General features: G+C 72.0%; 9 protein-coding genes. 2 read left to right on the top strand and 7 right to left on the bottom strand.

Features of this window, described 5'->3' with window-relative positions; all coding sequences use genetic code 11:
* Positions 1-6 precede the first annotated feature (6 nt).
* The 4 genes from AB0E77_RS31040 to pepN form a co-directional block, all read right to left on the bottom strand.
* Entirely contained in the window at positions 7-1,023 is a 1,017-nt protein-coding gene (locus tag AB0E77_RS31040; RefSeq protein WP_361577323.1) for an aspartate-semialdehyde dehydrogenase, read from the bottom strand.
* Positions 1,024-1,401: 378 nt separating this feature from the next.
* The gene (locus tag AB0E77_RS31035) at positions 1,402-4,701 is read right to left on the bottom strand and encodes a S8 family serine peptidase (RefSeq protein WP_361577320.1); all 3,300 of its coding nucleotides are present in this window, start codon (positions 4,699-4,701) and stop codon (positions 1,402-1,404) included.
* A gap of 292 nt (positions 4,702-4,993) precedes the next feature.
* The gene (locus AB0E77_RS31030; RefSeq protein WP_361577317.1) at positions 4,994-6,040 is read right to left on the bottom strand and encodes a hypothetical protein; all 1,047 of its coding nucleotides are present in this window, start codon (positions 6,038-6,040) and stop codon (positions 4,994-4,996) included.
* A gap of 214 nt (positions 6,041-6,254) precedes the next feature.
* A complete protein-coding gene (pepN, locus tag AB0E77_RS31025) occupies positions 6,255-8,837 on the bottom strand; it encodes an aminopeptidase N (RefSeq protein ID WP_361577314.1) in 2,583 nt (860 codons plus the stop codon).
* A gap of 148 nt (positions 8,838-8,985) precedes the next feature.
* Between pepN and AB0E77_RS31020 the strand changes: the two genes are divergently transcribed.
* Positions 8,986-9,624 (top strand): DsbA family protein, encoded by a 639-nt coding sequence (locus AB0E77_RS31020; RefSeq protein ID WP_361577311.1) that lies wholly within the window; start codon positions 8,986-8,988, stop codon positions 9,622-9,624.
* A gap of 9 nt (positions 9,625-9,633) precedes the next feature.
* Here the strand turns inward: AB0E77_RS31020 and AB0E77_RS31015 are convergent, their stop codons facing one another.
* The 3 genes from AB0E77_RS31015 to AB0E77_RS31005 all read right to left on the bottom strand — a co-directional run bounded on the left by AB0E77_RS31015 (position 9,634) and on the right by AB0E77_RS31005 (position 12,359).
* Positions 9,634-9,861 carry a hypothetical protein gene (locus tag AB0E77_RS31015; protein ID WP_361577308.1) on the bottom strand — a complete coding sequence of 76 codons (228 nt, stop codon included), beginning with the start codon at positions 9,859-9,861 and terminating at the stop codon, positions 9,634-9,636.
* A gap of 331 nt (positions 9,862-10,192) precedes the next feature.
* Entirely contained in the window at positions 10,193-10,834 is a 642-nt protein-coding gene (locus AB0E77_RS31010; RefSeq protein WP_361577305.1) for a superoxide dismutase, read from the bottom strand.
* A gap of 142 nt (positions 10,835-10,976) precedes the next feature.
* On the bottom strand, positions 10,977-12,359 hold the full coding sequence (locus tag AB0E77_RS31005; RefSeq protein ID WP_361577302.1) for an amino acid permease: 1,383 nt from the start codon (positions 12,357-12,359) through the stop codon (positions 10,977-10,979).
* 366 nt (positions 12,360-12,725) lie between these two features.
* Here AB0E77_RS31005 and AB0E77_RS31000 point away from each other — a divergent pair, with 366 nt between their 5' ends.
* On the top strand, positions 12,726-13,307 hold the full coding sequence (locus AB0E77_RS31000) for a biotin transporter BioY (protein ID WP_361577301.1): 582 nt from the start codon (positions 12,726-12,728) through the stop codon (positions 13,305-13,307).
* Positions 13,308-13,449: the final 142 nt, after the last annotated feature.

Genomic DNA, 13,449 nt, shown 5'->3' with positions numbered 1-13,449 from the left:
CAGGTACTAGCCCTTCAGCTCGGCGGCCACCAGCTCCGCGATCTGCACCGCGTTCAGCGCCGCGCCCTTGCGCAGGTTGTCGTTGGAGACGAACAGGGCGAGGCCGTTCTCCACGGTCTCGTCCTGACGGATGCGGCCCACGTAGGAGGGGTCCTGGCCGGCCGCCTGCAACGGGGTCGGCACCTCGGCCAGCGCGACGCCGGGGGCGCCGGCGAGCAGCTCCTTGGCGCGCTCGACGCTGATCGGGCGGGCGAAGCGGGCGTTGATCTGGAGGGAGTGGCCGCTGAAGACGGGCACGCGCACACAGGTGCCGGAGACCTTCAGCTCCGGGATCTCCAGGATCTTGCGGGACTCGTTGCGGAGCTTCTGCTCCTCGTCCGTCTCGTGCAGACCGTCGTCCACGATCGAGCCGGCCAGCGGCAGCACGTTGTACGCGATCGGCGCGACGTACTTCTCCGGCTTCGGGAACTCCACCGCCGAGCCGTCGTGGGTGAGCTTCGGGGCGTCGTCGCCGACCTTCCTGACCTGCTCGAACAGCTCGTCCACGCCGGCCAGCCCGGAGCCGGACACCGCCTGGTACGTCGCGACGACGAGGGCCTCCAGGCCCGCCTCGGCGTGCAGCGGACGCAGCACGGGCATCGCGGCCATCGTGGTGCAGTTCGGGTTGGCGATGATGCCCTTGGGGCGGTCGGCGATCGCGTGCGGGTTCACCTCGGAGACCACGAGGGGGACCTCGGGGTCGCGGCGCCAGGCCGAGGAGTTGTCGATCACGACGGGGCCCTGGGCGGCGACCTTCTCGGCCAGCGCCTTGGAGGTGGCGCCGCCCGCGGAGAAGAGCACGATGTCCAGGCCGGAGTAGTCGGCGGTGGCCGCGTCCTCCACCGTGACACCGTCCAGGTCCTTGCCGGCCGAGCGGGCCGAGGCGAACAGGCGCAGCTCGGTGACCGGGAAGTTCCGCTCCGTGAGGATCCTGCGCATGACCGTGCCGACCTGACCGGTGGCTCCGACGATTCCGACCCTCACGGTGACTCCTTTTCGTGACGTGCGTGCACCCGGCCGGGCGGGCGGGGCCCTTCCATCATGTGCGGAATCCCGGTCGGTGTGTCCAATCGTTTGCCCGAGGGACGGACGGGCAATCCCCTGAGCTCCGCCTTTCGGCCGGCCGGTCGCAGGCCGCCCGCTCCTGGAGGATTCCTCTCGAGAGGTGACGCGGGCCGGAAGTTGCGGTGACTTTCCGCTGTGGGAACAGATTTTCGCCGAGCCGGCGGCGGCTCCGGACGCCGCCCGGGGGAGACGGCCGGCACCCGCGCGCCGGGCCCGGTGTGACGTACGACTCCCCCCACGAAGAGGGGGCGGGCACCCCACCGGGCGCCCGCCCCCTCACGGTCGTGCCGTACCGGACTACGGCACGACCGTCCCGATCCGCACGCTGCCGAGGCCCGCGACCGTGCCGCGGGCGTTCACCAGCTGGACCCGGCCGAAGAACTCACGGCCCTCCGGTGCGGCGGCCAGCGCGGTCGCGCTGCCGGTGACCGTCGCCGTCCCGCCCGTGCCGAGCTTCACCGGCGCCGAGCCGTCCACGGTGACCGAGCCGAGGGACGCGGCGAAGTACACGTCCCGGTAGTCGTACTCGGTGGCGCCGGACGGCACCGAGTAGCCCGCGACCTCCACGGTGTATGTGCCGGCGGCCGGGGACGCGATCGACACCGACTCCTCCGAGTCGCCGTCGGCGGACTGGCCGGCGACGGCGCCGTCCTGGTCGTAGACCGTCAGGTCCAGGTCGGCGGCCGCGTCGGAGACGCCCCCGATGGCGACGTCGAGCGAGGCGGCGCCCTCGGGCACCTCGACCGTGGTCGTGGCGGTCTCACCCTGCTCGATCGACGGGCGGGACGTCTTCGCCGAGCCGAGCGGGCCGCCGACCAGCTTGCCCTCCAGGGCGGCGTACCGGTTGGTCACCGTCCAGGAGGCGGCCGCCGGGGTGCCCGCCTTGGCCTCCGGCACGGTCACGACCTCGGGGTCGAAGTCGGCGCCGAGGACGGTGGCGTCCAGCGTGTACGGGTTGTCCAGCAGCGGCGAGGTGCGCCGCGACTCGACCTCGATCTCCCAGACGCCGGGCTGCGGGTCGGCGTACGCGCGCACGTCGGGCCGGCAGCCGTTGCCGTCGAGGTAGTTGTTGTAGCACTTCGGCGTGGAGGTGTCGTCGACCGCGACGCCGTACGGGTGGATGGCGATGAACCGGGTCTGGCTCTTGTCCTTCAGCCCGCCGATGGCCACCTCGAGCGTCTTGGCGCCCTCGGGGACGGTCACGAAGTACGACTGCGTGCTGTTGCGCTGCACCGAGTTCTTCGCGGAGAAGGTGTACTTCAGCGGCGCCGAGACCACGACCGTGGTGAGGACCTGCTTGTCGATGCCCTCGGTGCGCGGGTCGTCGACCTCCAGGATCGCGCTCTTGAGCCCCGCGGAGCCCGGCCGCGCCTCGACCTTGACGGTCACCGGCTTGTTCAGCGGCAGCTTCACCTCGTCGGAGCCGACGATCCGGAAGGTGCGCCCGGCGTTGTTCTCGAAGTGCAGCTCGTGCCGGATCGCCTTGTCGGCGCCGGACGTACGGGTCAGTGTGATCTCGTACGTCTTCTTCTGGCCCGCCTTCAGGCCGCCCTCGCGGTCGTAGAGGCCGGTGCCGTGGCCCGGGGTCTTCAGGAACTGGTCGATCGCGGTGTCGACCGGCGCCTTGACCGTGTAGTCGTGCGCGGTCGCGCCGCGCTCGATCGCACGCCAGGCGTCGGGGACGTTGACCAGGCCCGCGCCCTCCTCGTAGGCCTGCACGCCGGGGATGTGGTCGGCGGTGGAGGTCAGCGCGGTGCGCAGCTTCGCCGGGGTCAGGTCGATGCCCTCCCGCTCGGCGGCGGACAGCAGCAGCGCGGCGGCGCCGGCGGCCTGCGGGGAGGCCATCGAGGTGCCCTGGAGCATGCCGTAGCCGGCCGGCAGGTCGTAGCCGGCCTCCGGGACGGGGGCGCCGGGCAGCCAGGTCTGGATGCTGTTGACCGCGGCGCCGGGCGCGGTGAGCGTCGGCGTGAAGCCGCCGTCCTCACGCGGGCCCCGGGAGGAGAACGGCATCATCGCGTACTTCGTCTTCACCGCGGAGCCGTAGTTGGCGGCCCAGGTCTCGCGGGAGATGGACGCGCCCACCGAGATGACCTTGTCGGCCAGGCCCGGGTCGCCGATGGTGTTGGCGCCGGGGCCCTCGTTGCCCGCGGAGATCACCAGCTGGACGCCGTAGGTGTCGATGAGCCGCGTGTACAGCTCGGCGCGCGCGTTGTTGCCGTCGTTCAGCGCCGGGAGGCCACCGATCGACATGTTGACGATGTCGACGCCGCGGTTGACGACGAGGTCGATCATGCCCTCGGTGAGCGCGACGTTGGTGCAGCCGCCGGACCAGGAGCAGGCCCGCGAGGAGACGATCTTCGCGCCCGGGGCCGCGCCGTTCATCTTCCCGCCGAACAGGCCGTGAGCGGCGGTGAGGCCGGCCACGTGCGTGCCGTGCTCGGACTCGATGACGCCGATGTTGACGAAGTCGGCCTTGGCGCCGGCGCCGTTGTAGACGACGTCCTTGCGGATCTCGACCACGAACGGCTGGCGCTCGGCCACGTCCGTCTTCGGGTCGTCGGTGCCGAACCAGCCGACCTGGAAACCGTCCTTGTACGGCTTCATCGCGGTGTCGTCGGTGAAGTCGTGGTTGTTGTTCAGGTCGACGCGGACCGTGCCGGCCGCGGCGTCGTACAGGACGCCCCAGGAGTCGGTGGTGTCGCCGTCCCGGTTCGCGTCGCCCTTGGCGTCGCCGCCGGCGGTGACCGCCTCGCGGAAGACGTTGACCTGGTAGGAGCCGGCGGGCGCCGTCCAGCTCTGGCCGCCGTAGGTGAAGGCGGGACCGGAGACCGAGGTCAGCATCGGACGCCAGGTCTGGTCGCCGTCGACGACCGGGTCGGTCGCGGTGACCCAGTCGACGATCTTGCGCTCGCCGGTGGTGGTCTTCTGCAGCGCCGGGTGGGCGAGGTCCACGCCCGAGTCCAGGATGCCGATGGTGATGCCGCGGCCGTCCGCCTTCGGGTTCTTCTTCACGAAGTCGACGGCGCCCGTCTCGAAGGACGGGTTGTACGGGTTCTCGGCGGGCGTCCGGCGGTCCGGCGCCGGGTAGGCGCGGCCCTTCGTCGCGGCGCCCTTCGCCGTGTCCGCGCTCGGCGTCGGGTCGTCCAGCGGGATCTCGTCGCGCAGGTCGATGCCGTGCACGGAGGAGAGCTTCGCGGCGGCGGCGATGACCGAGTCCGCCTTCGCGGTGGGGACGGTGGCGCGGACGTAGCCGAGCTTGTCGTCGGTCCGGCCCACGGCGCCGCCGCCGACGGCGTCCAGCTCCTTCGCGACCTGCTCGGTCTGGCCGGGCGCTGTGGCGACCATCATCGTGACGCTCTTCGTGCCGTCGGCCTTGGCCTCGGCGAGCCGGTCCGCGTCGTCCGAACCGAGCTTTTCGTGCGCGGACTTGACGGAGGCGTCGGCCGGCGCGGGGGCGCCGGCGGCCGGGGCGTCGGCCGCGAGGGCCAGGGGTATCGGCCCGGCCGCCGAGAGCGCCGCGACGAGACCCGCGGCAATCGCCAGGCGGGCCGCGCGTCTCGCGCCCGGTATCGGTTCGCGCTGGGGGGTGTGGGTCATCTGCATCCCTTGAAGGTGAAGGAACGAGCGTGTACGACCGGGGTCGATCGGCCCTGGCCGAAGTGGTCCGGAATGCGATCCCGGACGACCGCTCAGCCTTACGCAAGGGATCGATGTTTGGGGAGAGTTGTCCGTGACGTCGGGGAGCCATGGCGTACTTCCGCCATACGCCATCGGGGACATAAAGGGGTGGCCCGTGACAATCCACCCGAGTCCGCACGAGGAGGGACCGGCGGGCGATCGCGCCCACCGGTCCCTCCGCTCCCCTCCTGGATGCTGCCCCGGTCCGTCACTACCGGGGCAGCACCACGACGTAGGCGGCGGGTTCCCGGTCTCCGGCCGCCATCAACGCCGTACGCACCACGGCCGCCTGGTGCTCCAGCGACTCCCGCAGCTTGCGCGGCGTGATGTGCACGACCGTGATGCCCAGTCGTTCCAAGTGCTCGCGCTTGCGGGCGTATTCCGACCACAACGCGTCGTCCTCCTGGCGGTGCGCGCGGGTGTCCAGCTCCAGGGCCACCGCCTGCTCCGGCCAGTAGGCGTCCAGACCGCCGAGGTGGGGGCCGCCGGGCAGTCGCAGATCGACGTTCCACACCGGGTCCGGCAGACCGTGCTCGCGCACCATCCGGTACAGGCGCTGCTCCGCGATCGCCCGCCCCTCGGCCACGAGCGAGTCCACGGCGTCCACCACATGCGGCCGGCCCAGCAGCCGCGCCCGGGTCAGCTCCCGTACCACCGCGGCGGGTTCGCAGTGCCCCGCGCGCACCGCCTCCGTCAGCAGCCGGCGGACGACACCCGCGTCCGTCAGCCCCGCCACCGCGTCGGCCAGGGCGCGGGCCACCGGCGCCACCGGCACTCCGGTGACCGGCACGGCGGCCGGCAGCGCGGCCGTGCGCACGATCCGCGCGCACCCCGTCGAACGCAGTCGGCGCGTGCGCGGCACCAGGACGTCGATGGCGTCCAGGGACGGCAGCGGGGGAGCGCCGCTGAAGCCGTGCAGGGTCAGCGCGGCCAGGCCCGTGATCACCGCCTCCGCGTAGGCGGGGGACGCGGCCCCCTCGGCGCCGGGCTGGAGCGGCACCCCGGTGGCGCCGGCGGACCGCTCCCGGGCCGCGTACAGCAGGACCGCGTGCAGCCGCTCGTCGCTGGTGGGCGGGCCCGGGTGGAGCAGGACGACGTTCGGCAGGAGCTGCTGCCAGGGACCGCCCGGGCGGCACTGCTCGTCGGCCTCGGCGGCCGAGACACCGTGCGCCCGCAGCTGAGCGGCCGTCATGAGGCGGCGCCTGCCGTCGGCCAGGTGGTGGAGGGGGCGGGGGGAGAGCGGGGTGTTGTGCGTCATGACCGGCAACTTCCCGCGCCCGATCCGCCCCTTAACCGCTGTTACAAGCCCATCGCCGAATCCGGACAGGACCGCCCTAAAGGACGGGTGTTCGGATGCCGAAAACCCCTGGTCCGCAACGGTGCGGCCAGGGGTTACGGCTGCTATTGGCTGAATTCCGTAACGATGACGGAACGCCCAATCATTGGCCAGAGGTCGGGGTGCCGGGGAGGACCTACCGCGTGGCCGCCGCCGCGTCGCAGGCCTGCCCCCGCAGCGCCCGGGCCAGGTCGTCCCTCGCCTCCAGGACCAGCCGGCGCAGCGCGGGCGCGGCCTTCTCGTGGGCCGACAGCCAGGCGTCCGTGGCGTCGAGCGTGTCCTGCGAGTCGCGCAGGGCCGGGAACAGGCCCCGCACGACGTCCATCCCGATCTGGATCGACCGCTCGCTCCACACCCGCTCGATCGCCGCGAAGTACTTCTCCGCGTACGGCGCGACCAGCTCCCGCTGCGAGGGCTGCGCGAAGCCCGCGATGGTCGCCTCCACCAGCGCGTTGGACAGCGCGTCCGACTCCACGACCTGCGCCCAGGCCTGCGCCTTCACCGCCGCCGACGGACGGGCGGCCAGGCAGCGCACCTGGTGCCGCTTGCCGGAGGCCGTGTCGTCCCGGGCCAGCTCGGCCGCCAGCACGCCCTCGTCGGCCTCGCCGTGCGCGGCGAGCGGCTCCAGGAACGTCCAGCGCAGCTCCTGGTCCACGTCCAGGCCGTCGATCCTCTCCGTGCCCTCCAGCAGCCCGCGCAGCAGCCGCAGCTCCGCCTCGTCGGAGGCGACCGTCGCGAAGAACCGCGCCCACGCCAGCTGCTGCTCGCCGCCCGGCGCCGCGTCGCGCAGCTCCCGCAGCGCGCCCTCGCCCAGCAGCCGGCCGACGGCCTCGCGCCCCTCGGGGGCCACGTAGTGCACCAGCGCCGACTCGGCCCAGGCGTGCAGCATCTGCAGGACGCCGATGTCGGACTCGCGCCCGCCGAACCGCAGCACCAGGGCGGTGAAGTCCCGGGCCGGCAGCAGCGCGTCCCGCGTCATGTTCCACAGCGCCGACCAGCACAGGGCACGGGCCAGCGGGTCGGTCAGCGACCCCAGGTGCTCGCGCAGGGTGGCCAGCGAGGTCTCGTCGAAGCGGGTCTTGCAGTACGTCAGGTCGTCGTCGTTGACGAGGACCAGCTCGGGCGCCTCGGCCCCGGCCAGCTCCGCGACCACCGTGCGCGGCCCGTCGACGTCCACCTCGGCACGCGCGTACCGCTCCAGCGCGCCCTCGCCGGTACGCCGGTACAGGCCCACCGCCACCCGGTGCGGACGCAGTTCGGGGTGCGACTCGGCGGCCTCCTGCACGACCGCCAGCTCGTCGATCCGGCCCTCGGCGCTCAGCAGCACCTGCGGGGTCAGCGAGTTGACGCCGGCCGTCTGCAGCCAGGACCGAGCCCAGGCGGCCATGTCCCGGCCGCTGGTCTCCTCCAGCACCGACAGCAGATCACCGAGGCGCGTGTTGCCGTACGCGTGCCGCTTGAAGTAGCGGCGGGCACCCTCCATGAAGGCGTCCTCACCGACGTACGCGACGAGCTGCTTGAGCACGCTCGCGCCCTTGGCGTAGGTGATGCCGTCGAAGTTGAGCTTGGCGTCCTCCAGGTCACGGATGTCGGCCGTGATCGGGTGCGTGGACGGAAGCTGGTCCGCGCGGTACGCCCAGGCCTTGCGGCGGTTGGCGAAGGTGATCCAGGCGTCCTTGAAGCGGGTCGCGCCGACGTTGGCGAAGGCGCCCATGAAGTCGGCGAAGGACTCCTTCAGCCACAGGTCGTCCCACCACTCCATGGTGACCAGGTCGCCGAACCACATGTGCGCCATCTCGTGCAGGATCGTGTTGGCACGGCCCTCGTACGACGCCCGCGTCACCTTCCCGCGGAAGATGTACTCCTCCCGGAAGGTGACCATGCCCGGGTTCTCCATCGCGCCGAGGTTGTACTCGGGCACGAACGCCTGGTCGTACTTGCCGAAGGGGTACGGGTAGTCGAAGTGGTCGTGGAAGAAGTCCAGGCCCTGCTTGGTGATCAGGAAGACGTCGTCGGCGTCGAAGTGCGGCGCGAGACCCTTGCGGCACATCGCGCCCAGCGGGATCTCCAGCCGCGTACCGTCCTCGAGCACCCGCTCGTAGGAGTCCGTCACGTAGTGGTACGGCCCCGCGACCACGCACGTGATGTACGTCGAGATCGGCTTCGTCTCCGCGAACCGCCACACGCCGTCGGCGAGCTCACCGGCCCCGTTCGACCACACCGTCCACTCCTCGGGCGCCCGCACCTCGAAGCGGAACGGCGCCTTGAGGTCCGGCTGCTCGAAGTTGGCGAACACCCGGCGCGAGTCGGCCGGCTCGTACTGGGTGTACAGGTACACCTCGCCGTCCTCCGGGTCGACGAAGCGGTGCAGGCCCTCACCGGTGCGGGAGTAGGCGCACTGGGCGTCGACGACCAGCTCGTTGTCGGCGGCCAGGTCCTCCAGGGCGATCCGGGAGCCGTCGAAGACCTCGCTCGGGTCGAGGTCGCGGCCGTTGAGGGAGACCGCGGTGACGCTCGGCGCGATCAGGTCGGCGAAGCTGCTCGCGCCGGGCTCGTTGCAGCGGAAGCGGATCGTGGTGACGGACCGGAAGGTGCGCGGCCCCTCGCCCTGGGCGTCACCGACGGCCGAGCGCACGTCGAGCGACACCTCGTACCCGTCGACGGACAGCAGGGCGGCCCGCTCCCGGGCCTCGTCGCGGGACAGATTCTGACCGGGCACGGGCGGTACTCCCTCGAACGGTGTTCAGTATGCGGACAGCACTGATCCTGCCATGTGCCCCTGACGGGCGGCAGCCGGGAATGGGCGGGGCCGCCTCCCGCGTTGCCCCGGGAGAAATGCTCGGTCCGGCACGCCCCTGAGGAGAGACATGACGGACAAGACTCCCGTCGACTTCTGGTTCGACCCGCTGTGCCCCTGGGCCTGGATGACCTCGCGCTGGGTCCTCGAGGTCGAGAAGGTGCGGGACATCGAGGTCCGCTGGCACGTGATGAGTCTCGCCGTCCTCAACGAGGACAAGCTCGACGAGCTGCCCGAGGACTACCGGGACATGCTGGAGAACAAAGCCTGGGGCCCGGTCCGGGTCGTCATCGCGGCCCAGGAGGAGCACGGCGCCGAGGTGCTCGGCGACCTCTACACCGCGCTCGGCACCCGCATCCACAACCAGGGCGAGGGCCCCGGCCGGGAGACGGTCGCCGCCGCCCTGAAGGACGCCGGACTGCCCGAGTCGCTCCTGGACCACTGGGACTCCACTCCCTACGAGCCCCAGCTGCGCGCCTCCCACAAGGAGGGCATCGACAAGGTCGGCCAGGACGTCGGCACCCCGGTGATCGCCGTCCCCGGCGCCGACGGCGGGCAGCTCGCCTTCTTCGGCCCGGTCGTCACCCCGGCCCCCAAGGGCGAGGAGGCAGCCCGGCTCTGGGACGGCACCCTCGCGGTCGCCTCGGTCCCCGGCTTCTACGAGATCAAGCGCACCCGCACCAAGGGCCCCGACTTCAGCAACCTGTGAGTCCGGGCCTCACGAGGCCGCGCTCCGGAAGGACTCCGGCAGGTCGAAGCCGGTCCTCCAGTTGAAGTAGGACTGCACCCGCACGCATCCCGCGCGGGCGCAGCGCCGGTAGGTGCCCAGATCGGCCCTGGGCACCTGCCCCGGCCCCAGCGCATACGCCTTCTCGGCGTCGTCGAGCGGCCGGAAGTCCTGATCCGTGTCCCCGCAGTTGGGACACCGCCTGTTCGGAAGACCCATGCGGGCCACTGTCGCCCGGAACCCCTCCCACCGGGAAGCCCGCCGCGCGCAAAGACGCCGATCGGGCCCGCGGACCGGCTCACGGAGGGACCAGTCGGCCCCGCCGTGGTGTCCGTCCCGCTGTGGAGCCCGGCCCCGGCCCCGGACGGCACCTCCCGGTGCCGGTCGGGCAGCACGGCGGGGCCGCCCGCCAGCCCCGACCGTCACACGCACCCGGGACGCAGAAAGCCCCCGCGAGTCACGTCCTCGCGGGGGCTTCCCTCATACCGCCCGCCGCCGTGAAGGGTGAGAAGACGATCACGAGGCGGGACGTCTCAGGGGGCCTGGCGGCTCAGGGCGCCAGCAGCAGCGTGTTCGTCCGGGACCTGGCGGCCTCGTAACGCCTGGCCACGTCCTGCCAGTTGACGACCGCCCACATGGCGTCGATGAAGTCGACCTTCTGGTTCTTGTACTGGAGGTAGAAGGCGTGCTCCCAGGCGTCGAAGACCAGGATCGGGGTGGAACCCTGGCCGACGTTGCCCTGGTGGTCGTAGATCTGCTCGACGATCAGGCGCCCGCTGAGCGGCTCGTACGCCAGCACGCCCCAGCCGGAGCCCTGCGTGGTGGCGGCGGCCTTGGTGAGCTGCGCCTTGAAGCCGGCGAAGGAGCCGAAGGACTCGGCGATCGCGTCCGCGAGCTCGCCCACGCCGTCCTTCTCCAGCGGCTCGCCGCCGCCGTCGCCGGTCATGTTGTGCCAGTAGATGGAGTGCAGGATGTGGCCGGAGAGGTGGAAGGCCAGGTTCTTCTCCAGGCCGTTGACCGCGCCCCACGACTCCTTGTCCCGCGCCTCGGCGAGCTGCTCCAGGGTGTCGTTGGCGCCCTTCACGTAGGCCGCGTGGTGCTTGTCGTGGTGCAGCTCGATGATCTCGGGGCTGATCACGGGGGCCAGCGCGGAGTAGTCGTACGGCAGTTCAGGAAGCGTGTAGACGGACATGGCGGATCCCCTCCGACCTCTTATTGCAAAAGGCTTGCAGGTGCACGCTAGCAGCAGAAGCGTCCCGGCTGTGCCGGGGCACGCGAAAGGGCCCCGCACGGATCCGTCTCCGTACGGGGCCCTTCGAGGCTCGAAGCGACTGCTAGCCGCGCGCCCGCCGCCGCTGCCAGGCGTAGCCGACGGCCGCCAGGACCAGCGTCATCCCGCCCGTCGAGTACAGCTGCACCCGCGTGTCCGGCTCACGGGCCATCAGCACGAAGACCGCGGCCATGCCCGCCAGCGCCACCCAGGTCAGCCACGGGAAGCCCCACATGCGCACGACCAGCTTCGCGGGCGCCTCCCGCTCCAGCCGGCGGCGCAGCCGCAGCTGGGAGACGGCGATGAAGATCCAGACGACCAGGATGACCGCGCCGATCATGTTCAGCAGCCAGGAGAAGACGTCGTCCGGCCGCCAGTAGCTGAGCAGCACACAGCCGAAGCCGAACAGCGAGGAGACGAGGACCGCGACCCGCGGCACCCCGCCCGACACCAGGCCCAGCACCTTCGGCCCCTGGCCGCGCTCGACCAGCGAGTAGCCGATGCGCGAGGCGCCGTAGATGTTGGCGTTCATCGCGCTCAGCAGCGCGACCAGCACGACCACGTTCATCAGCTGTCCGGCACCCGGGATGCCCAGCTCGTCGAGGGCGGCGACGTACGGGCCCTTCTCGACCACCTCGGCGGAGTCCCAGGGGACCAGGGTGACGATCACCGCCATCGAGCCGATGTAGAACAGCGCGATCCGCCACATCGCCGTGCGCACGGCGCTCGCCACGCCCTTGACCGGGTTCTCCGACTCGGCCGCGGCGATGGTCACCGTCTCCAGGCCGCCGTAGGCGAAGACCGAGGCGAGCAGGCCGATGATCAGGCCGTTGCCGCCGTTGGGCAGGAAGTCGCTCAGGTGGGAGGCGCCGGGGGAGTCGGTGCCCGGCAGGACGCCGGCGATGGCCAGCACGCCCAGCACCAGGAACAGCGAGATCGCGCCGACCTTCAGGGCGGCGAACCAGAACTCGAACTCGCCGAAGTTCTTCACGGCGGCCAGGTTCGTGCCGCAGAACACGACCATGAACAGCGCCACCCACGCCCACTCCGGCGTGCCCGGCAGCCAGCCGTGCACGATCTGGGCGGCGCCGATGCCCTCCAGGCCGACGGCCGTGCACAGCAGCACCCAGAACGCCCAGCCCGCGGTGAAGCCGGCCCAGGGCCCGATCGCCCGCTCGGCGTGCGCGGAGAAGGAGCCCGACGACGGATACGCGGCGGACATCTCGCCCAGCATCCGCATCACCAACATCACGAGGAGGCCGGAGAGGGTGTAGGCGACGACGATCGACGGACCGGCGGCGGCGATGCCGGCCCCGGACCCGACGAACAGCCCGGCGCCGATCACGCCGCCGAGGGCGATCATCGACAGGTGGCGCTGCTTGAGGCCGTGCGAGAGGGAGGCGTCGTCCGACTGCGGCGGCGCCTCGGTGGTGGTGCTGTCGGACATCTGGAGGCTCGTCCAATGCGTGGGGGGACGGGGGTAAAACGCCCACAGTCTCGGCGGTGCCCCTTCCCCGCGACAGCGGCTGCCCAGTATGCGGACGCCCGCGATACGGAACGTGATGGTCCGGTTGCCCGGTGGAGCCCGGTCGCCTTTGGCGGGACCCCACAGCGGGCGCGGGCCGCTCCCGGTGACCCCCGCCTCCCCACCTCAGTGACCGGTATCACCTCGCGGCGGGTGTGCCCGCCATTCTTTGTCGGGAGCCCACCAAGCCGCCGATCCAGCCTTTGTCGAGCGCTGCTCGTGATCGCCTGTGGCCCTCTGGGATAGCGTCACGCTGTCCCGACATGTCCACACCACCGCGGAGTCCCCATGAGCACCGCTGCCGCCCCCGCCCGCACCGGGCAGGTCCTCGCCGACCTCATCCCCTCCTCCCGAGTCCGGGACGTCGCACTCGTGGCGGGCGGTGCCGTGCTCACCGGCGTCGCGGCCCAGATCGCGGTGCCCGTGCCCGGTTCCCCGGTGCCGGTGACCGGCCAGACCTTCGCAGCGCTCCTCGTCGGCACCTCCCTCGGCGCCGGCCGCGGCCTGCTCTCCCTCGCGCTGTACGCGCTGGTCGGCATGGCGGGCGTGCCGTGGTTCGCGGAGGGCGGCTCCGGCACCGCCGCCCCGTCCCTCGGCTATGTCTTCGGCATGCTGCTCGCCGCCACGGTCGTCGGCGCCCTCGCCCGCCGCGGCGCCGACCGCTCGGTGCTGCGCACGGCCGGCACGATGCTGCTGGGCGAGGCGATCATCTACGCCGTCGGCGTCCCGTACCTGGCCCTCGCCGCCGACATGTCCCTCAGCGCCGCGATCGCGGCCGGCCTCACGCCGTTCCTGATCGGCGACGCCCTCAAGGCCGCCCTGGCCATGGGCGCGCTGCCCGCCGCCTGGAAGCTGGCCGGCAAGCGGTGATGCGGTAGCGGCCGACACGCGAAGAGGCTCGCCGGGCACAGTGCCCGGCTGGGAGGTGTCGCGCAGCAGCCGGTGGTACCGCTCGGCCCAGCGGGCGTGGTCCTCGCGGTCGTCGCAGCCGTGGCAGGGATGGGCGCGGATG

The sequence above is a fragment of the Streptomyces sp. NPDC032940 genome, assembly GCF_040636935.1.
GTDB lineage: Bacteria > Actinomycetota > Actinomycetes > Streptomycetales > Streptomycetaceae > Streptomyces.
Note: the sequence above shows the minus strand (reverse complement) of the source record. Positions and strands in the feature narration are given on the sequence as shown.

Bases quoted from the DNA above. Each gene is read 5' to 3' on its own strand.
- AB0E77_RS31000 (WP_361577301.1), top strand. From the start codon at position 12,726: ATGAGCACCGCTGCCGCCCCCGCCCGCACCGGGCAGGTCCTCGCCGAC.
- AB0E77_RS31030 (WP_361577317.1), bottom strand. From the start codon at position 6,040: ATGACGCACAACACCCCGCTCTCCCCCCGCCCCCTCCACCACCTGGCC.
- AB0E77_RS31005 (WP_361577302.1), bottom strand. From the start codon at position 12,359: ATGTCCGACAGCACCACCACCGAGGCGCCGCCGCAGTCGGACGACGCC.
- AB0E77_RS31035 (WP_361577320.1), bottom strand. From the start codon at position 4,701: ATGACCCACACCCCCCAGCGCGAACCGATACCGGGCGCGAGACGCGCG.
- AB0E77_RS31015 (WP_361577308.1), bottom strand. From the start codon at position 9,861: ATGGGTCTTCCGAACAGGCGGTGTCCCAACTGCGGGGACACGGATCAG.
- AB0E77_RS31020 (WP_361577311.1), top strand. From the start codon at position 8,986: ATGACGGACAAGACTCCCGTCGACTTCTGGTTCGACCCGCTGTGCCCC.
- AB0E77_RS31010 (WP_361577305.1), bottom strand. From the start codon at position 10,834: ATGTCCGTCTACACGCTTCCTGAACTGCCGTACGACTACTCCGCGCTG.